Consider the following 20,338-nt stretch of genomic DNA (forward strand, 5'->3'; position numbering starts at 1 on the left):
GGTTGCCGAGACGGATGTCTACTACACTTCGTCGTAGATTGACCTAGCGACCTCGGAAGTAGGGTCAGATGGACGCATTGGACGTGTCACGGTGGCAGTTCGGAATCACCACCGTGTACCACTTCATCTTTGTTCCGCTGACCATCGGGTTGGCACCGTTGATCGCCATCATGCAGACCGTGTGGGTGATCACCGGCAATGACAGCTGGTACCGGCTGACCCGGTTCTTCGGCAAGCTGTTCCTGATCAACTTCGCGATCGGGGTGGCCACCGGAATCGTGCAGGAGTTCCAGTTCGGCATGAACTGGAGCGAGTACTCGCGGTTCGTCGGCGACATCTTCGGCGCCCCGTTGGCCATGGAGGGTCTGGCCGCGTTCTTCTTCGAGTCCACGTTCATCGGGTTGTGGATCTTCGGCTGGACGCGGCTGCCCCGGCTCGTGCACCTCGCGTGCATCTGGGTGGTGGCCATAGCGGTGAACATGTCGGCGTTCTTCATCATCTCGGCCAACTCGTTCATGCAGCATCCGGTCGGTGCGGTGTTCAACGCCGAAAAGGGTCGCGCCGAGCTGACCAGCATCGTCGCCCTGTTCACCAACAACACTGCGATCGCCGCGTTTTCGCATGCCGTGGCCGGGGCCTTCTTGACCGCAGGCGTGTTCGTCGCCTGCGTGTCTGCCTGGTGGATGGTGCGCTCACAGCGGGGCGGGCTAAACGACGTGCCCACTGGCGCCGGTCATCACAGTGGCAGCACCGCCGCCGAGGACGCCGTCAGCATGTACCGGCCCGCCACCATTCTCGGCTGCCTGGTCACCCTGGTGGCGGCCATCGGCCTGTTCTTCACCGGCGACGCCCAGGGCAAGTTGATGTTCCAGCAGCAGCCGATGAAGATGGCCTCCGCAGAATCGTTGTGTCACAGCCAAACCGACCCGGATTTCTCGGTGCTGACCGTAGGAACCCACAACAACTGCGACAGCGTCGTGCACGCCATCGAAGTACCGTTCGTCCTGCCGTTCCTGGCCGAGGGCAAGTTCAGCGGTGTGCATCTGGACGGCGTGCAGGATCTGCAGCAGATGTACGAACAGAAATTCGGGCCCGGCGACTACCGGCCCAACCTGTTCGTCACCTACTGGTCGTTCCGCGCGATGATCGGATTCCTCGCCGTGCCAGGTCTTTTCGCGGTCGCCGCACTGTGGCTGACCCGTGGCGGCCGGATTCCGAACCAACGCTGGTTCTCTTGGTTCGCGCTACTGACCATCCCCACACCGTTTTTGGCCAACAGCGCGGGCTGGGTGTTCACCGAGATGGGTCGTCAACCCTGGGTCGTCGCGCCCAACCCGACCGGTGATCCGAACATCCGGCTGACCGTGGCCCAAGGCGTATCGCACAACTCGATGACCATCGTGGTGCTGTCCCTGGTGACCTTCACATTGCTCTACGCCGTGCTCGCGGTCATCTGGTTCTTCCTGCTGCGCCGCTATGTCGTGGCCGGGCCGCTGGAACACGACTCCGAACCGGCGCCGCCGGCCCCGCCGGGTGCCGACGACGTCGCACCGTTGTCGTTCGCCTACTGAGCCCACCGCACGAGTCGAGGAGCGATTCGATGGGATTACAGGAACTCTGGTTCATTCTGCTGGCCGTGCTGTTCCTCGGATTCTTCGTCCTGGAGGGATTCGACTTCGGTGTCGGGATGTTGATGAGCTTCTTCGGGCGTGCCGCGCACGTGAGGAGCACATCAGGTCCCGCGCACGTGAGGAGCACATCAGGTCCCGCGGACGTGAGGAGCACATCAGGTCCTGCGCACGTGAGGAGCACATCCGGTCCCGCAGGTGGTCGCACCGGAACCGATGCCGAACAGCACCGCCGCGCCGTTCTCAACACGATCGGCCCGGTGTGGGACGGCAACGAGGTGTGGCTGATCACCGCCGGTGGCGCGATGTTCGCGGCGTTCCCGGAGATGTACGCGACCGTCTTCTCCGGTCTGTATCTGCCGCTGCTGGCGATCCTGTGCTCGATGATCGTGCGTGTCGTGGCCATCGAATGGCGTGGCAAGATCGACGATCCCGGCTGGCGTCGATGGGCCGACATCGCCATCGCGGTCGGCTCGTGGGTGCCCGCCATTCTGTGGGGCGTCGCCTTCGCGGGGCTCGTGCACGGTATGCCGGTCGACGCGCACGGGCAGATGCATGCCGGAATCACTGACGTCGTCAACCCGTACACCCTGCTCGGCGGGCTGGCGACCGGTTCGCTGTTCGCCTTGCACGGTGCGGTGTTCGTCGCGCTGAAGTCCAGCGGCACTGTCCGCAGCGATGCGTTCGGTTTCGCCGGCAAGCTGGCGATCCCGGCGACGGTGCTGGTGGCGGGCTTCGGGCTGTGGACGCAGCTCAGCCACGGCAAGACCTGGACGTGGATCGTTCTGGGGGTCGCGGTGGTGGCACAGCTGGCCGCGGTGGCCAGGGTGTTCAGCCGCAGCGGCGAGGGCTGGGCGTTCGTCTGCACCACGATTGTCGTTGCCGCCGTGGTGGTTCTGCTGTTCGGTGCGCTGTACCCGAACCTGGTGCCCTCCACACTGAACCCGGACTGGAGCCTGACCATCTACAACGGCTCGTCGTCCCCGTACACGCTGAAGGTCATGACCTGGGCGGCGCTGGTGTTCGCGCCGCTGGTGATGGTGTACCAGGCGTGGACGTATTGGGTTTTCCGCAAACGCATCTCGGCTGACCGCATTCCGGAGCCGATCGGACTCTCCCGGCGGTCGGACTGAATCTCTGGCGCGCCCTGGGTATTCGCGGCGGGACGGGATCCGTCACGGCGCTGCGCCGCTACCTGGCGGCCGCGGTGGCCTGCGGCGTGGTGATTGCCGGAAGCACGATCGCGTCGGCGGTGGTGCTCGCCCATCTCGTGGCAGGTGTGGTCGTCGATCCCGACTCCGGATCGCGCTGGCGCTCCTCACTTCTGGCCCTCGGACTGATCTGGACCGTCCGCGCCGTGGCGCAATGGTTGCAGGGCAGGCTCTCACAGCGCGGCGCCACCGCGGTCATCGGCGAGTTGTCCAGCCAGGTCCTGCGATCGGTGACAGCCCTGCCGCCCCGGCAGTTGGCGGCCGACCGGGATGCGGCCGCCGCGGTGGTGACACGCGGCCTCGACGGGCTGCGGCCGTATTTCAGCGGCTATCTGCCTGCCGTAGTGCTCGCCGGCATCCTCACCCCGGCAGCTCTGCTGGTGATGGCGTGCTACGACATTCAGGCCGCCGCGATCGTGATGATCGCGCTACCGCTCATCCCCATCTTCATGGTCCTGATCGGGCTGCTCACCGCCGACCGGTCGGCGGCGGCGCTCGGTGCGCTGACCACCCTGCAGAGCCGCCTACTGGACCTGGTTGCCGGCATCCCGACCTTGCGCGCCCTCGGGAGGGCCGGAGGGTCCGTGCAGCGCATCGCCGAATTGTCCGCCGCCCATCGGCGTTCGACCATGGCGACGCTTCGGATCTCCTTCTTGTCGGCGCTCGTGCTGGAACTGCTGGCCACGCTCGGCGTGGCCCTGGTGGCGGTCAGTGTCGGCCTGCGGTTGGTTTTCGGGGATATGCCGCTGGCAGCCGCCCTGACCGCGTTACTGCTGGCGCCTGAAGTCTTCTGGCCGTTGAGGCGGGTGGGTGCGGCGTTCCACGCCGCGCAGGACGGCAAGACGGCGGCCGAGGCGGCCTTCGCGCTCTGTACTGCGTCGCCGCGGCCGTCCGGGACCCGTATCCCGACGGCGGGCGCGCCCACCATCGACGTCGCGGGTTTCGACGCGGCGATCGAACCGGGGCGCGTCACAGTACTCACCGGACCCAACGGCGCCGGGAAAAGTACGGCACTACAGGCCATTCTGGGGCTCACCGATGCGCTACGCGTGCGGGTGGACGGAGTCGAGGTATGCGAGCTCGACTTGGATGCCTGGTGGCGTCAGATCGCCTGGTTGCCACACCGTCCGGTGCTGATTCCCGGTACCGTCCGGGCCAATCTGGAATTGCTCGGCCCGCTGCCCGATCTCGACAATGCCTGCCGCAGTGCCGGTTTCGACGAGGTCTGCGACAGCCTTCCGGACGGTTTGGACACCGTGATCGGCCGCGACGGGGTGGGCCTGTCCCTCGGGCAGCGGCAGCGGCTCGGGCTGGCCCGCGTGCTCGGGTCCCCGGCTCCGGTGGTGCTGCTGGACGAGCCGACCGCGCATCTGGATGCCGAATTGGAGGCTCGGGTCCTGAGCGCCGTCACCGCCAGGGCGGCGTCGGGTGCCACCGTGGTGGTGGTCGGGCACCGCGATCCCGTGCTGGCGATCGGCGATGTGGTTGTGACAGTGGGTGATTCACGTGTTCCGCGATGACCCGCTGCTGCGATTCGCCGCGCAGTTGCTCAGACCACGGATCGGACGGCTGGTGCTGGCCAGCATGTTCGGCGTGCTGTCGCTGGGCAGTGCCCTGGCGTTGGCCGGGATCTCCGCATGGCTGATCACCCGGGCCTGGCAGATGCCGCCGGTGCTGGATCTCTCGGTGGCCGTGGTTGCGGTGCGGGCGCTGGGTATTTCGCGAGGCGTGCTCGGCTACTGCCAGCGGCTGGCGTCCCACGACACCGCCCTGCGGGCGGCGGCCAATGCCCGCACCGGGTTGTACCGCCGGCTCGCCGACACCGCCACCGATGACGTCATGCGCATGCCCAGCGGTGAACTCGTGGCCCGAATCGGTGGATCGGTCGACGACCTGGCCGATGTACTGGTGCGGGCACTGCTGCCCATCGTGGTGGCCGTGGTGCTGTCGGCCGCTGCTGTCGGCGTCATCGCCGTGATCTCCCCTGCCGCCGCGGCGGTGCTCGCCGCGTGCCTGCTGATCGCGGGTGTCCTCGCTCCCGCCATCGCGGCCCGCGCGGCTACGGCATCAGAAGCCGTTGCTGCACAACATCGTTCGCAGCGCGACACGGCCACCATGCTGGCACTCGAATACGCCCCGGAGCTGCGCGTCAGTGGACGCCTGGCCGCGGTGATCGACGAGTCCGAACAGCAGAACCGGGCCCTGGGGCACGCCGTGGACCGAGCCGCAGCGCCCGCCGCTGTCGCCGCCGCCATGCCCAGCGCTGCCATCGGTGCCAGCGTGCTGGGCGCGGTCGTCGCCGCCCTCACCCTGGCGTCGAGCGTCGCCCCGACCACCGTGGCGATCCTGATGCTGCTGCCTCTCTCGGCATTCGAGGCGACCGCCGCGCTGCCGGAAGCCGCTCTGCAGCTGGGTCGCTCACGCATCGCCGCCCGCAGGCTGCAGGATCTCACCGAACCCGAGCCGGGCCTGCGCCGGCGCCCCGAAGCCGCGGCGGTGGACCTGAAACCGGGGGCACGGCTGGCCGTCCTGGGGCCCAGCGGCTCGGGCAAGACGACGTTGTTGATGGCGATCGCCCGCCAGTACGCCGAGAAGCCGCAGCGCGCAGCGTTTTTCGCCGAGGATGCGCACCTGTTCGACACCACGGTGCGCGACAACCTGCTGGTGGCCCGCGGTGACGCCACCGACGAGGAACTGTTGGCGGTCCTGCACCGCGTCGGCCTCGGAACGTGGTTCGCGGCACTTCCCGACGGGTTGTCCAGCATTCTGGTGGGCGGAGCGGCCGCGGTGTCGGCGGGTCAACGCAGGCGGCTGCTGCTTGCCCGGGCGCTGATTTCGAGCTTCCCGATCGTGCTGCTCGACGAACCGACAGAGAATCTCGAGGCGGCCGACACCGAGCGCATCCTGACCGAGCTGCTCACACCGGGCGGCCTGTTGACGGCTGACCGAACCGTCGTGGTGGCAACGCATCATCTGCCTGCCGGTGTCGACTGCCCGACGCTGACCTGTCCTGCGCTGCGACAGGTATCCGGCGAGTAGCCTCGGTCTCATGACCGACGCGCGCGGCGGTGGTACCGAGTCGGACAAACCCGCTCCACCGGCCGCATCGCCGACACCGTACGGACCGTACCCGGGCCCCTACCCGCCGCCGTACAGCAGTTATCCCCCGCCGCCGCCCTACGGGGCCGGTTACCCCCCGTCTCCATACGGTGGCTATCCCGTGCCGCCCCCGCCTCGCCCGCCGGCCGGACCACGCAACGGGCTGGGGGTCGCCGCGCTGGTGCTCGCGATCATCGGCCTCGTCCTGACGTTGTCAGTGATCGGTGGCATCGTGCTCGGACTCCTCGCGGTGATCATCGGGATCGCGGCGTTGGGCCGGTGCAAACGCGGCGAGGCCGACAACCGGGGCGTCGCCACCAGCGGCATCGTGCTCGGAATCATCGCCGTGCTGGTGTCGATCGCCTTCATCTGGGTGTGGGTCGGCGTGGGGCAGCGCTGGTTTGACGAGTTCGGCGGCCCCGAATACATGGACTGTATGCAACGCGCGGGCAGCGACCCCGTCGCACAACAACAGTGCGAGGACGCCTTACGCAACCGGGTGGAGCACGGTCTCGGTGTCACTCCGACCTCGACGCGCTAGCGCGACGCGGGAAAGTATTTGACGATGCCTTCCTGCACGACCGTCGCCAGCAGCTGACCGGCTTCGTCGAAGAAATGGCCGGTGCCCAGGCCGCGGGATTCGGCGGCCACCGGGGAGGTGGTCGAGTACAGCACCCATTCGTCGAACTTGATCGGACGGTGAAACCACACCGAGTGGTTCATCGTCACCGCGAAGATACGGTCGAAGCCCCACGAGAGGCCATGTGTGGTGATGATCGAGTCGAGGACCGTGGTGTCCGACGAATACACCAGCGCTGCGCCGTGCAACACCGGGTCGTCGGGCATGGCGCCCTCGGTCTTGAGCCACACCCGGTTGTGGTCCAGGCGCTCCCCTTTATCCCGCATCACCCAGGCCGGGTCGTTGGTGTAGCGCCACTCGATGGGCCGCAACGCCTCGACGAACAAGGGCACCGTTTCCTCGTACCCCCGCAACAGCTCGTCGATCTTCGGCAATGTGTCGGGATGTGCGACGTCGGGCGCGGCCACGCTGTGTTCGAGGCCGCGCCCGCCGTTCATGTAGGAGAGCATCACGGTCGTCAAGAGCTGACCGTCCTGCATGACGTCCACCCGGCGATTGGCGAAACGCTTCTCGTCGCGTAGCCGCACGATGTGGAACTCGAGGTCTTGCTCCGGGTCACCGCCGGCGATGAAGTGGGCGTTCAGCGCGCTCGGCTGCTGCTTGTGCTCCAGCGATCGACCACCCGCCACGAACGCCTGCGCGATCATCTGACCGCCGAACGTGCGGATCGGATTCTTGCTCGGGTGCGTCCCGATGAAGAGGTTGTCGTCGACGCGCTTGAGGTCGAGAACCGCCAGCAGCTCCTCGAAATCCGAGTGTGACACTGGGCCCCTCTCCTCGTTTAGACGTCCTCCTCACCGATGCGGTGCACATGGATCAGATTCGTGGAGCCTACTGTGCCGGGAGGAGCACCCGCGACGATGACCACCAGCTCGCCGCGCTTGTAGCGGCCGAGCTCCAACAACGACTTGTCGACCTGACGGATCATGTCGTCGGTGCTGGACATCTGCGGCACGATGAACGTCTCGGTGCCCCAGGTCAGGGCGAGCTGGCTGCGCACCTCGGGCAGTGCGGTGAACGCCAGCACCGGCAGCGGCGTGTGCAGCCGAGCCAGCCGGCGCACGGTGTCGCCGGACTGGGTGAACGCAACGAGTGCCTTGGCGTCCAGTCGTTCACCGATGTCGCGCGCCGCATATGAGATGACACCGCGCTTGGTACGCGGAACGTGGGTCAGCGGCGGCACCACGACCGAGTTCTCCTCGACCGCGTGGATGATGCGGGCCATGGTCCGCACCGTCTCCAGCGGGTGCTTGCCCACGGAGGTCTCCCCGGAGAGCATGACCGCGTCCGCGCCGTCGAGCACCGCATTGGCGACGTCGGAGGCCTCGGCCCGGGTGGGGCGCGAGCTGTCGATCATCGACTCCAGCATCTGCGTGGCGACGATGACAGGTTTGGCGTTCTCCCGCGCGATCTGGATCGCCCGCTTCTGAACCAGCGGCACCTCCTCCAGCGGCAGCTCCACGCCGAGGTCGCCACGGGCCACCATCACTGCGTCGAATGCCAGCACGATGGCCTCGAGGTTCTCGACGGCCTCGGGCTTCTCCAGCTTGGCGATCACCGGAACGCGGCGCCCGACGCGGTCCATCACCTCGTGCACCAGCTCGATGTCCGCCGGTGAGCGGACAAAGGACAGCGCGACCAGGTCGACGCCCAGCTGCAGCGCGAACTCCAGGTCCTTGATGTCTTTCTCCGACAGCGCCGGGGCAGACACGTTCATGCCGGGCAGGGACATGCCCTTGTTGTTGCTGACCGGGCCACCCTCAGTGACCTTGCAGACGACGTCGTTGCCCTCGATGCTCTCGACGATCAGGCCGACATTGCCGTCGTCGACCAGCACCCGGTCGCCGGCCACGGCATCCTCGGCCAGCCGCTTGTAGGTGGTCGACACCCGATCGTGGGTTCCGGCGCAGTCGTCGATGGTGATCCGCACCGTCTCGCCGGTCGCCCACACAGTCGGCCCGTCGGCGAAACGGCCGAGGCGGATCTTCGGTCCCTGCAGGTCGGCGAGAACACCGACCGCGTGCCCGGTCTCGTCGGCGGCTGCTCGGACCCTGCGGTACGCCGCCTCATGATCCGAATACTCGCCATGGCTGAAGTTCAGCCGCGCTACATCCATTCCGGCTTCGACCAGCGATTTGACCATCGCGTCGGTGCTAGTAGCCGGACCCATCGTACAAACGATCTTCCCGCGTCGGTTCACGGGAACAGAGCATAGTCGTTAATCGATTCAGACGACGGCCAGCGGCAGCACTCCCGGGCGCACCGGTGCCGGCAGGTCGGATTCACCCATCAGATAGGCATCCACCGCATGGGCCGCGCTGCGGCCCTCGGCGATGGCCCAGACCACCAGCGACGCCCCGCGGTGTGCGTCACCGCAGACGAACACGCCCGGTGCGTCGGTCTGCCAGTCCGATCCGCACGGCACTGCGCCGCGCCCGTTGAGCTGCAGGCCGAGCTCATCGAGCAGGGCCATGTGTTCGACACCCTCGAACCCGATCGCCAACAACGCCAGGTCGCACGGAATCTCCAGCGGTTCCCCGACCGGGGTGATCTGGCGGCGGCCGTCGGCGTCGCGGGTGACCCGCACCTCGGCGATCTCCATCGCCCGCAGATGACCTGTGTCGTCGCCGATGAACCGCTGTACCGCCACCTCGAAGTGGCGGGCCCCGCCCTCCGCGTGCGCCGGCGACGTCCGCAGGACCAGCGGCCACGTCGGCCAGGGTGAGAGAGAATCGTCACGGATTCCCGGTGGCTCGGGGTTGTAGTCCAACTGGGTCACCGACTTCGCGCCCTGCCGGTGCGCGGTGCCCAGACAGTCGGCCCCGGTGTCCCCGCCGCCGATGATGACCACGTGACGCCCCGCGGCCGACAGAGGTGACGGCCCGTCGCCCTCACACTCCCGATTGGCCGGGACCAGGTGATCCATCGCCAGATGAACCCCCGCCAAGTCACGACCGGGCACGTCGTTGTCGCGAGCCCGCAGGGCACCGACGGCCAGCACGACGGCCTGATGCCGGGCGCGCAACTGCTCGACCGACAGGTCGACACCGACCTCGCATTCGGTGACGAATCGGGTTCCCTCGGCCCGCATCTGGGCCAGCCGCTGATCGAGGACCGACTTCTCCAGCTTGTATTCGGGGATGCCGTAGCGCAGCAGCCCACCGAGGCGGTCATCGCGTTCGTAGACCGTGACGTCGTGGCCGGCGCGCGTGAGCTGCTGGGCCGCGGCCAGTCCTGCGGGACCCGAGCCCACCACCGCGACGCTCTTGCCGGTGCTGATCGCGGCAGGCTGCGGCTCGACCGTACCGTCGAGCCAGGCCTGGTCGGCAATGGTCTGCTCGATGCGTTTGATGGTGACGCTGCCGCCGGTCTGCTCCTCGCTGATCGACAGGACACACGCCGCCTCACACGGCGCCGGGCACAACCGGCCGGTGAACTCCGGGAAGTTGTTGGTGGCGTGCAGCCGGTCGCCGGCCGCGTCCCAGCGGCCGCGGCGCACCAGGTCGTTCCACTCCGGGATGAGGTTGCCGAGCGGGCATCCCGCGGTTCCCGAGTGGCAGAACGGGATACCACAGTCCATGCAGCGGCGGGCCTGCTGCGAGACCTCGCCGGCCCGCTCATGCGGGTTCTGCCGTTCATACACCTCGCGCCAGTCCCCGATGCGTTCATCGACGGGCCGCTTGGCGGCCTCGATCTTGGGTACTCGCAGGAATCCGGTCGGATCAGCCACGGCTGGCCTCCATGATCGCATCGTCGACATCGCGGCCCTCTGCCTTGGCCATCCGGGTGGCCTGCAGCACGCGCTGATAGTCGGTCGGCATGATTTTGGTGAATTGCGAACTGCGCCTTGACCAGTCGGACAACACCGACTTGGCCACGGTGCTGCCGGTGTACTGGGCATGGCGGGCCACGACGGCCTGCAACCAGGCCAGATCCTCGGGCTCGAGGCGCTGCAGTTGCACCATCTCGGTGTTGACCTTCGCGGGGTCCAAGCCCAGCACGTAGGCAATGCCACCGGACATGCCCGCAGCCATGTTGCGGCCGGTGCGGCCCAGCACCACCACCCGGCCACCGGTCATGTATTCGCATGCGTGGTCGCCGACGCCTTCGGCGACGGCCAACGCCCCGGAATTGCGCGCGCAGAACCGTTCTCCCACCCGGCCGCGCAGGAAGACCTCACCCGAGACGGCCCCGTACAGCAGGGTGTTGCCCGCGATGACGTTGTCCTCGGGCAGGAACAACACGTCGTCCGGCGGCCGCACGACCACCCGGCCGCCGGAAAGGCCTTTGCCCACATAGTCGTTGGCGTCGCCGACGAGATCGAGGGTGACACCGGGCGGCAGGAACGCCCCGATCGACTGCCCGGCCGATCCGGTCAGCGTCACGTGGATGGTGTCGTCGGGCAAACCGGTGGCACCATAGCGGCGGGTGACCTCGGAACCGAGCAGGGTGCCGACCGTGCGGTTGACGTTGCGCACCGGAAGTTCCAAACGAACCGGGTGGGCGTCTTCCAGTGCGCCCTCGGAGAGCTGGATCAGGGTGCGGTCCAGGGCCTGCTCCAAGCCGTGCTCCTGGCCGCGCAACCGGCGGCGTTGGGTCAGCTTGGCGCCATGGGCGTCGGTGGACACCGCGAAGATCGGGCTGAGGTCCAGCCCACGGCTCTTCCAGTGCGCGACGCCGGGCGCGGTGTCGAGCATCTCGGCGTGGCCGACGGCCTCGTCGATGCTGCGGAAGCCCAACTCGGCCAGGTAGCGGCGGATGTCCTCGGCGATGAAGGTGAAGAAGTTCTCCACGAACTCGGGCTTGCCGTTGAATCGGGCCCGCAATTCGGGGTTCTGGGTCGCGACCCCGACCGGACAGGTATCGAGGTGACACACCCGCATCATGATGCAGCCCGCCACCACCAGCGGCGCGGTCGCAAAGCCGAACTCCTCTGCGCCCAGCAGCGCTGCCACCATGACATCACGCGCCGTGCGCAGGCCGCCGTCACACTGCACGGTGATGCGGTCACGTAAACCGTTGAGCACCAGCGTCTGCTGCGCGTCGGCCAAGCCGATCTCCCATGGCGCCCCGGCATGCTTGAGCGAGGTGAGCGGCGCGGCGCCGGTGCCGCCGTCATATCCGGAGATCAGCACGACGTCGGCATGCGCCTTGGACACGCCTGCGGCCACCGTCCCGACCCCGACACTGCTGACCAGCTTGACGTGGATACGTGCCTCGGAGTTGGCGTTCTTCAGGTCGTGAATGAGCTGGGCGAGGTCCTCGATCGAATAGATGTCGTGGTGCGGCGGCGGCGAGATGAGCCCGACGCCGGGGGTGGAATGCCTGGTCTTGGCGATGCTCGGATACACCTTGTAGCCCGGAAGCTGTCCGCCCTCACCCGGTTTGGCGCCCTGAGCCATCTTGATCTGGATATCCGTGGCGTTGACCAGGTAGTCGCTCGTCACACCGAAGCGGCCCGAGGCGACCTGCTTGACCGCGCTGCGCCGCAGCGGGTCGTAGAGCCGGCCGACATCCTCGCCGCCCTCACCGCTGTTGGAGCGGCCACCAAGCTTGTTCATCGCGATGGCCATGGTCTCGTGGGCCTCGGCGGAGATCGAACCGTAGCTCATCGCGCCCGTGTTGAAGCGCGCGACGATTGATTCGACGGGTTCCACCTCGTCCAGTGACACCGGCGCACGCAGCCCATGTTTGAACTCGAACAGGCCGCGCAGCGCCCCGCCTTCGCGGGACAGGCGATCGACCTCTTCGGAGTACCGGGCGAAGATGTCCCGTCGGCCCGTCCGAGTCGAATGCTGCAGCAGGAACACCACTTCCGGGGTGAACAGATGCAGCTCGCCCTCCCGGCGGAAGCCGTACTCGCCACCCACCTCCAGCCGGCGATGGACGCGTTCGGTCGGGTTCTCCGGGTAGGCCCGTCGATGGCGCAGCTTGACCTCTTCGGCGAGCACGTCCAGACCGACACCGCCGAGCTGGCTCGTGGTACCGGTGAAGTACTCCTCGACCACTCCCCTGTCGAGTCCGATCGCCTCGAAAACCTGTGCCGCCGTGTAGGACCCGACGGTGGAGATGCCCATCTTGCTCATCACCTTGACTACGCCCTTGCCGAGGGCCTTGACGTAGTTGCGGACCGCGGCGGCCGGCTCGATGCCGGTGAGCTCGCCTTCGCGGATCAGGTCTTCGATCGACTCGAACGCCAGATACGGGTTGACCGCGGCCGCGCCGAATCCGATGAGCATCGCGATGTGGTGCACCTCGCGGGCATCACCGCTTTCGACCACCAATGCCACCTTGGTGCGTTCCTTGGTGCGGACCAGATGATGGTGCACCGCCGAGACGGCGAGCAGCGACGGGATCGGCGCGCGGGTGTGATCCGAGTCGCGGTCGGAAATCACCAGGGTGCGGGCACCTTTGGCGATCGCCTCGCTGGCCCGCAGGCGCAAATCCTCGACAGCCTCGGTGAGGCCCTCGCCGCCGCGTTCGACGTCGTAGAGCGCACGCAACACGGTGGAGCGCAACCCGGGATGCTCGCCGTCGTCGTTGATGTGGACGATCTTGCTCAGTTCGTCGTTGTCGAGAACCGGCCAGCGCAGCACGATCTGGCGACAGGACGCGGCACCGGGCTCGAGCAGGTTCTCCTCCGGCCCCATCACCCGGGCCATGGAGGTGACCACCTCTTCGCGGATGGCGTCCAGCGGCGGGTTCGTCACCTGGGCGAACAGTTCGACGAAGTAGTCGTAGAGCAGCCGTGACCGCGACGAGAGCACCGCCGTCGGCGTATCCGTGCCCATCGATCCGAGGGGCTCGGCGCCCGACGCCGCCATCGGCGTGAGCAGGATCCGCAGTTCCTCCTCGGTGTACCCGAAGGCGATCTGCCGTCGCACGACGGACTCGTGGTTGGGCTGCAGGCGGGCCCGGTCGGGCAGGGTGGCCAGGTCGAGCAAGCCAGCGTGCAGCCACTCACCGTACGGTTCGGCCTGCGCCAGCTGCTCCTTGATCTCGTCGTCGGACACGATGCGGCCGGCTGCCGTGTCGACCAGAAGCATCTTGCCGGGCTGCAGCCTGCCCTTGGCGACGATCTCACCTGACGGCACGCCCAGCACGCCGCTCTCGCTGGCCAGGATGATGCGGTCGTCGACCGTGCGCCACCACCGTCCGGGGCGTAAACCGTTGCGGTCCAAGACCGCTCCGACCAACGTGCCATCGGTGAAGGTCACGCAGGCCGGGCCGTCCCACGGCTCCATGAGCGACGCGTGGAACTGCCAGAAGTCCCGCTCGGCCGAATCCATCGTGGTGGCGTTCTCCCACGCCTCGGGGATCATCATCAGCACTGCGTGGGGCAGGCTTCGGCCACCCAGGTGGAGCAGTTCCAGCACCTCGTCGAAGGAAGCCGAGTCGGAGGCGTCGGGCGTGCAGATCGGCGAAAGCCGGCTCAGATCGCCGGGAATGTGTGCGCTGGCCAGCATCGCTTCGCGGGCGTGCATGCGGTTGCGGTTGCCGCGAACGGTGTTGATCTCACCGTTGTGAGCGACGAAGCGGAACGGGTGCGCCAGCGGCCACGACGGGAACGTGTTGGTGGAGAACCGGCTGTGCACGATCGCGATGGCGCTTTGACAACGTTCATCACGTAGATCCGAAAAGTACTGCGGCAGCTGCAGTGTCGTGAGCATGCCCTTGTAGACGATGGTCCGGCTGGACAGCGACGGGAAGTAGACATCGCAGCGCTCCGCGCGTTTGCGCAGCGGGTAGACAAGCCGGTCCAGGTCGAGGCCGGCCGGCCGCACGCCTGCCACCTCCGGGGCGGCGATGAACAGCTGGGCCATGTAGGGCATACAGCCAAGGGCCGTCATGCCCACGCCGGCACCGTCGGGATCGACCGGTACCGCACGCCAGCCCAGAACCTCAAGGCCCTCTTCGGCGGCGATGGCTTCAATCTTCTCGCGGGTGCTCTGGCGAACCACGGGGTCCTGCGGCAGGAAGCAGATCCCGGCGGCGAAGGTGCTCGCGCCGTCAGCGGCGGGAGCCGGTAGAGCGAAGTCGACGACCTCACTGAGCAACTCGACCGGCAGCTGCAGGAGGATGCCCGCGCCGTCGCCACTGTTCGGTTCGGCGCCGGCCGCACCGCGGTGCTCGAGATTTTCGAGTGCTTCGAGTCCGTTGGCGACGATGCCATGGGACCGTCGTCCTTGAATGTCGGCGATCATCGCCACGCCGCACGAATCGGCCTCGTTTGCAGGGTCGTATAGGCCCTGCGCCTCTGGCAATGCCGAGTAAAGCACCTGAATCGCCTCCACAGTCCGGAACATCCTTGCTCCGGGACTGCACCGGCCCGAACTACGAGTGTATCAGTGCAGGTCGGCGGCTACATACCAATGAATGTCGGAGTCAGCGGGAAGCCGGGGAGATTTCGGACCACGGTCCAGATGACGGCGGCGACCAGGATGGTCGCGACGGCCGGTGCCGGGAAGACCGGCTTGCCCAACCGCCAGCGCACCAGAATCCAGGCGGCCAGCAGCGGAAGCCCGACCAGCGCGAACGCGTTGTCGACCACCGCTGCCCCCAGGTCTCCGTGCAGCACATCGTGGGTCATCCGCAATCCACCGCACGCCGGGCAGTTCCAGCCGGTCATCAGCTTGAACGGGCATGGCGGGAACAGGAATCCGGGACGGTGTGGATCGGCCACCGCGGTGTATGCCAGCGCTCCGGTCAGCATGACACCAGCGCCGAGCGCGCCGTAGCGCGTCGACGTGGTGCTCAGCCCCGAGTTAGGTGCCATCGCGCAGCGGACGCCCGTTCGTGTCCCGGACCTTGTCGGTGAAAATGAGGATCGCGTCGATGACACCCCAGATCCACGCGCCGATACCGCACGTCAGGATCCCGACCACCAGTTGAATGACGCCCATGGTGGTGTCGCCGATGTAGATGCGCCCGATACCCACGAGCCCGAAGAAGCCCAGCAACTGCAGCAGTCCGGCGGTGACCTTCGACTTGTCCGAAAACGGCTCGCCGGTCAGCGGATGGCGCCCGTACGGAGCCGACGGGTCGACGTACGCGGGGGGCGGGTAGTAGCCATTGGGTTGCCCGTAGCCCGGTGGTGGGTACCCCGGCGGCGGCCCGTAGCCGGGAGGGGGCGGTGGATAACCCGCGGGCGGCGGGAACGGCGGTACCGAGCCTTCGGCACCGGCGCCGTATTCCGGGCGATCGGTCATGTTCACAGCATGCCAGAACGCGACTCGTTCAAGCCGCTGTCATGCCACGTTCCGACGCGAAGTCAGCGCCGGCGGCGCCACCACCGACGACGCTGCGGCGCGGGGGCCGGTGCCGCCGGTGTGCTGGGCGTGGCCGCGGCATCCTTCGACGGCGCATCCTTCGCCGATTCGTCTTCTGCCGCATCGGATTCCACGTCTTCAGTCGCCGCGTCCGTGTCCTCGCTGTCGACCGCTTCGGTGGCAGCGCCACTCTCCGCGTCATCGGTGTCGGCAGTCTCAGGCTCTGCGGTTTCGTCAGCCTCTGTGGCGGCTTCGCCCTCAGCCTCGGCGGTGTCCGGTTCGTCAGACGGCTCGGTTTCGCGTTCGGACTCCGACGCTTCTGTTTCAGGCTTCGCCGGCTCGTCGCTCACCGCTTCTGCGGACGATTCGTCCTCAGTGGCGTCCGGCTCTGCAGACGGCTCGGCCTCGGGCTCCCCTGCTTCGGCGTCCTCGTCAGCTTCAGCCTCTGCGGCTGGTTCGGCCTCAACCTCTGCGGCTTCGGCGCCTGTTTCGCCTTCTGGCTCCGCTGTGTCGGCCTCGGACGTCTCGGGCTCGTCGGCTCCAGCGTCTGCGGATGCTTCGTCCTCAGTCGTGCTGGTTTCCGGCTCGGCGTCGGGCTCCGAGGTTTCGGGTTCCGGCTCGGCTTCTGCGGCAGGTTCGACGTCGGTGACGTCCTGCTCGGAGTCGGCTTCGGACTCAGCTGTCTCGCCCTCGGCGTCGGTCGGCTCGGGCTCGTCGGTCAGCGCCTCTGCGGATGCCTCGTCTTCAGTCGCGGTGGTTTCCGGCTCGGCGTCGGATTCCGAGGTTTCGGGTTCCGGCTCGGCTTGAGCGGCAGGTTCAGCTTCGGTGTCGTCCTGCTCGGAGTCGGCTTCGGACTCCGATACCTCGGACTCTGTCTCCTCCGCCTCCGCAACGGGCTCGCCATTGGACTCCGCCGCTTCGGCGTCGGGCTCCGCAGTTTCGGTCTCGTCCTGTTCAGAGTCGCCTTCGGGCTCCGGGGCGTCGGCGTCGGTCGGCTCGGCCTCGTCGGTTACGGCCTCTGCGGCTGCTTCGTCCTCGGCCTCGTTGCCGTCCGGTTCGGCAGACGGCTCAGCGTCGGACTCCGCGGCTTCGGGCTCGGCTTGAGCGGCAGTCTCAGTTTCGGTGTCGTCCTGCTCGGAGTCGGCTTCGGACTCCGATACCTCGGACTCTGGCTCCTCGAGCTCAGCTACCGGTTCGCTGTCGTCAGTCGACTCGGCGGCCGTGTCGACGGCTTCTTCATCGACCGGCTCAACCGCCGGTTCCGCTTCGGCGGATTCCTCGTCAGCCTCGTCGGTGTCGGAGCTCTCGTCCGCGCTCGCGGCGGCCTCTTCAGCCGGCGCTTCGTCGGTGTGCGGCGCTATGGCCTTCAACTCGACCGCGGCGGCGGCATCGGCACCTTCGTCCTCTGCCACGGCGTCCGGGTGCATGTCCTCGGAATGTTCGTCTGCGGTATCGGAATCGCCTGCAACCTTCGCGGCCGCCACGACGCCCGTTGCGGCCGCCACGCCGACCAGGTCCTTGCCCAGCTCATCGACCACCGATTCATCGGAGTCGTCACGCGGCCGGCCCGCCAAGGTGGCCGGATCCTCACGGCCCTTGGGTGCCAACATGACGTAGACGACGGCGCCGATGAACACGAAAGTCGAGGTGAAGGTGTTGATGCGGATGCCGGCCAAATGTGTGGCGGCGTCGCTGCGCATGAGCTCCACCCAGAACCGACCCACGCAGTAGCCGGCCACGTACAGCGCGAACAACCGGCCGTGGCCGATCCGGAACCTGCGGTCGACCCAGATCAACAGGGCGAAAATCAGCAGGTTCCACAGCAACTCGTAGAGAAAGGTGGGGTGCACGACCGCCAGCACGGTGCCATTGGAGACGCCGTTGAGTTGATCGGGCAGACCGGCGGCGTTGCGCCGATCGTAGATCTCCAGGCCCCACGGCACCGACGTCACACGGCCGTAGAGCTCTTGGTTGAAGTAGTTGCCGAAGCGGCCGATCGCCTGTGCGAGGACGATCCCCGGGGCGATGGCATCGCCGAACGCAGGCAACGGGATTCCGCGCCGACGGCAGGCGATCCAGGCGCCGACCGCGCCGAGTGCGACGGCACCCCAGATGCCGAGGCCGCCCTCCCAGACCTGGAACGCCGCGGCCAGGCCTTTGCCTTCGGGGCCGAAGTAGGTGCGCCAGTCGGTCATGACGTGGTAAAGCCGACCGCCGACGAGGCCGAAAGGCACGGCCCACAGCGCGATGTCGTAGATCACGCCCGGCTCGCCGCCGCGCGCCGCCCACCGCCTGTCACCGATGATCAGTGCCGCGACGATTCCGGCGATGATGCACAGGGCATACGCGCGGATCGGTACCGGCCCCAGATGCCAGACGCCCTGTGACGGGCTGGGCAGGTACGCGAGGACGGTTGTGGTCAAGCCGAAATCCTTTGCCGAACACCGGTGGCCAGTTCTTCGGTGAGCGTGCGGACGGAGTCGAGCCCGTTCTGCAGAGCAGAGACAAGGGCCGATCCGACGATCACGCCGTCAGCGAAGGCCCCGATTTCGGCCGCCTGCTGCCCGGACCGTACGCCGAGGCCGACGCCGACCGGGATGTCCGAGATCTCCTTCACCCGGCTCACCAACTCGGGCGCTGCGCTCGAGACCGCGTCGCGGGCACCGGTGACGCCCATGGTCGATGCGGCATAGATGAAGCCGCGGGAGGCCTGCACGGTGGCCGCCAACCGCTGCGGGGTCGACGACGGTGCCACCAGGAAAATCCGATCGAGTTGATGGGCATCCGAGGCCGCAAGCCAATCGTCGGCCTCTTCCGGAATGAGGTCGGGGGTGATCAGACCGTAGCCGCCTGCCGACGCCAGATCACGTGCGAAAGTGTCAACTCCCTTGCGCAGCACAGGATTCCAGTACGTCATCACGACCGCGCGGCCACCGGCATTGCTGATCGCCTCGACAGCGGCGAGAGTGTCGCGCACCCGGACTCCCCCGGCCAGCGCGGTCTCGGTCGCCGCAGCGATGGTCGGCCCGTCCATGCCCGGATCCGAGTACGGCACACCGACTTCCACCAGATCGCAACCGGATTCGACCAGCGCGGTCATCGCCGCGATGGACGTCGCCACATCGGGGAAACCGGTTGGCAGGTAGCCGATCAGGGCTGCCCGTCCTTCCGCTCGGCACCCGTCGAACAGTTCCGCCAACCGGCTCATCAGGCGCCTCCCTCATCAAGCAGGCCGAACCACTTGGCCGCCGTTTCCACGTCCTTGTCACCGCGACCGGAGACGTTGACCAGGATGATCGCCCCGTTGCCGAGTTCCCTGCCGAGCTTGAGCGCCCCGGCCACGGCGTGCGCCGATTCGATGGCCGGGATGATGCCCTCGGTCCGACACAACAACGAGAACGCATCCATCGCCTCGGTGTCGGTGATCGGCAGATACTCGGCCCGGCCGGTGTCCTTCAGGTAGGCGTGCTCGGGGCCGACGCCCGGGTAGTCCAGGCCGGCCGAGATCGAGTGGGACTCGATGGTCTGACCGTCCTCATCCTGCAGCAGGTAGGAGAACGAACCCTGGAACGCACCCGGCGACCCACCGGAGAAGGTCGCGGCGTGCCGTCCCGTTTCGACACCGTCACCGGCCGCCTCGAAGCCGACCAGTCGCACGCCGGGATCATCGATGAACGCGTGGAAGATGCCGATGGCGTTCGATCCGCCACCCACGCACGCGGTCACGGCGTCGGGCAGCCGCCCGGCCTGATCCTGGATCTGCGCACGCGCCTCCAACCCGACGACGCGCTGGAAGTCGCGCACCATGAGTGGGAAGGGGTGCGGGCCTGCCGCGGTCCCGAAGCAGTAGTAGGTCTCGTCGGCGTTGGTGACCCAGTCGCGGAATGCTTCGTTGATCGCATCCTTGAGAGTCTTCGACCCGGCCTCCACGGAGACCACCGTGGCGCCGAGCAGCCGCATCCGCGCCACGTTCAGCGCCTGGCGTTGTGTGTCGACGGCACCCATGTAGATCACGCACTCGAGGCCGAGCAGGGCGCAGGCCGTCGCGGTCGCGACACCGTGCTGGCCCGCGCCGGTCTCGGCGATCACCCGGGTCTTGCCCATCTGACGAGCCAGCAGCGCCTGCCCGAGAACATTGTTGATTTTGTGAGAACCGGTGTGGTTCAAGTCTTCCCGCTTGAGGAAGAGCCGAGCCCCGCCCGCATGCTCCGAAAGCCGAGCGGCCTCGTACAGCGGCGACGGCCGCCCGGTGTAGTGCCGTTGCAGCCGGTCGAGCTCGTCGAGGAAGGCCTGATCGCCGCGGGCCTTCTCGTAGGCCGCGGTGACTTCCTCGATCACCGCCATCAAGGCTTCCGGCACGAGCCGGCCACCGTAAGAACCGAAGTGGCCTCGGGCGTCGGGATCATGGACCGTGGGTTCGGCCACGGCTGCGCTGGACCGCGGCAGCTCGGGACCGGCGATATCCGCCATCAGTGTGCCTCTTCGTGCCAG

General features: G+C 67.5%; 14 protein-coding genes. 5 read left to right on the forward strand and 9 right to left on the reverse strand.

Annotated elements, in window-relative coordinates:
* The first annotated feature begins 68 nt into the window (after positions 1 to 68).
* From BTO20_RS17830 to BTO20_RS17850, 5 genes are read left to right on the forward strand one after another with little or no spacing between them, the layout of a single operon-like run.
* Positions 69 to 1,571, forward strand: coding sequence for a cytochrome ubiquinol oxidase subunit I (locus tag BTO20_RS17830; protein WP_087077643.1), 1,503 nt, complete (start codon positions 69 to 71; stop codon positions 1,569 to 1,571).
* A 29-nt stretch (positions 1,572 to 1,600) separates the two neighbouring features.
* Entirely contained in the window at positions 1,601 to 2,761 is a 1,161-nt protein-coding gene (gene cydB, locus BTO20_RS17835; protein ID WP_087077644.1) for a cytochrome d ubiquinol oxidase subunit II, read from the forward strand.
* Positions 2,762 to 2,811: 50 nt separating this feature from the next.
* Positions 2,812 to 4,359: a thiol reductant ABC exporter subunit CydD gene (cydD, locus tag BTO20_RS17840; protein ID WP_198344531.1), complete on the forward strand. Its 1,548-nt coding sequence runs from the start codon at positions 2,812 to 2,814 to the stop codon at positions 4,357 to 4,359.
* Positions 4,346 to 5,878 (forward strand): ATP-binding cassette domain-containing protein, encoded by a 1,533-nt coding sequence (locus BTO20_RS17845; RefSeq protein WP_087077646.1) that lies wholly within the window; start codon positions 4,346 to 4,348, stop codon positions 5,876 to 5,878. The genes cydD and BTO20_RS17845 overlap by 14 nt, the downstream gene beginning before the upstream one ends.
* A gap of 10 nt (positions 5,879 to 5,888) precedes the next feature.
* On the forward strand, positions 5,889 to 6,479 hold the full coding sequence (locus BTO20_RS17850) for a DUF4190 domain-containing protein (protein ID WP_087077647.1): 591 nt from the start codon (positions 5,889 to 5,891) through the stop codon (positions 6,477 to 6,479).
* Here BTO20_RS17850 and BTO20_RS17855 read toward each other — a convergent pair.
* The 9 genes from BTO20_RS17855 to trpB form a co-directional block, all read right to left on the reverse strand.
* Positions 6,476 to 7,342 carry an acyl-CoA thioesterase II gene (locus BTO20_RS17855; RefSeq protein WP_087077648.1) on the reverse strand — a complete coding sequence of 289 codons (867 nt, stop codon included), beginning with the start codon at positions 7,340 to 7,342 and terminating at the stop codon, positions 6,476 to 6,478. The genes BTO20_RS17850 and BTO20_RS17855 overlap by 4 nt on opposite strands.
* A 17-nt stretch (positions 7,343 to 7,359) precedes the next feature.
* Complete coding sequence (gene pyk / locus BTO20_RS17860) at positions 7,360 to 8,778, reverse strand: pyruvate kinase (RefSeq protein WP_087077649.1); 1,419 nt, start codon at positions 8,776 to 8,778, stop codon at positions 7,360 to 7,362.
* Positions 8,779 to 8,805: 27 nt separating this feature from the next.
* On the reverse strand, positions 8,806 to 10,308 hold the full coding sequence (locus tag BTO20_RS17865; protein WP_087077650.1) for a glutamate synthase subunit beta: 1,503 nt from the start codon (positions 10,306 to 10,308) through the stop codon (positions 8,806 to 8,808).
* The gene (gene gltB, locus BTO20_RS17870) at positions 10,301 to 14,857 is read right to left on the reverse strand and encodes a glutamate synthase large subunit (protein WP_087082279.1); all 4,557 of its coding nucleotides are present in this window, start codon (positions 14,855 to 14,857) and stop codon (positions 10,301 to 10,303) included. The genes BTO20_RS17865 and gltB overlap by 8 nt, the downstream gene beginning before the upstream one ends.
* Before the next feature lie 83 nt (positions 14,858 to 14,940).
* Positions 14,941 to 15,354: a DUF2752 domain-containing protein gene (locus BTO20_RS17875; protein WP_087077651.1), complete on the reverse strand. Its 414-nt coding sequence runs from the start codon at positions 15,352 to 15,354 to the stop codon at positions 14,941 to 14,943.
* The gene (locus BTO20_RS17880) at positions 15,344 to 15,787 is read right to left on the reverse strand and encodes an NINE protein (protein WP_087077652.1); all 444 of its coding nucleotides are present in this window, start codon (positions 15,785 to 15,787) and stop codon (positions 15,344 to 15,346) included. The genes BTO20_RS17875 and BTO20_RS17880 overlap by 11 nt, the downstream gene beginning before the upstream one ends.
* Before the next feature lie 62 nt (positions 15,788 to 15,849).
* Positions 15,850 to 18,270, reverse strand: a complete 2,421-nt coding sequence (gene lgt, locus BTO20_RS17885; protein ID WP_087077653.1) for a prolipoprotein diacylglyceryl transferase — start codon at positions 18,268 to 18,270, stop codon at positions 15,850 to 15,852.
* On the reverse strand, positions 18,267 to 19,055 hold the full coding sequence (trpA, locus tag BTO20_RS17890; RefSeq protein WP_087077654.1) for a tryptophan synthase subunit alpha: 789 nt from the start codon (positions 19,053 to 19,055) through the stop codon (positions 18,267 to 18,269). The genes lgt and trpA overlap by 4 nt, the downstream gene beginning before the upstream one ends.
* Positions 19,055 to 20,317 carry a tryptophan synthase subunit beta gene (gene trpB / locus BTO20_RS17895; protein WP_087077655.1) on the reverse strand — a complete coding sequence of 421 codons (1,263 nt, stop codon included), beginning with the start codon at positions 20,315 to 20,317 and terminating at the stop codon, positions 19,055 to 19,057. The genes trpA and trpB overlap by 1 nt, the downstream gene beginning before the upstream one ends.
* Positions 20,318 to 20,338: the final 21 nt, after the last annotated feature.

The sequence above is a fragment of the Mycobacterium dioxanotrophicus genome (assembly GCF_002157835.1).
GTDB lineage: Bacteria > Actinomycetota > Actinomycetes > Mycobacteriales > Mycobacteriaceae > Mycobacterium > Mycobacterium dioxanotrophicus.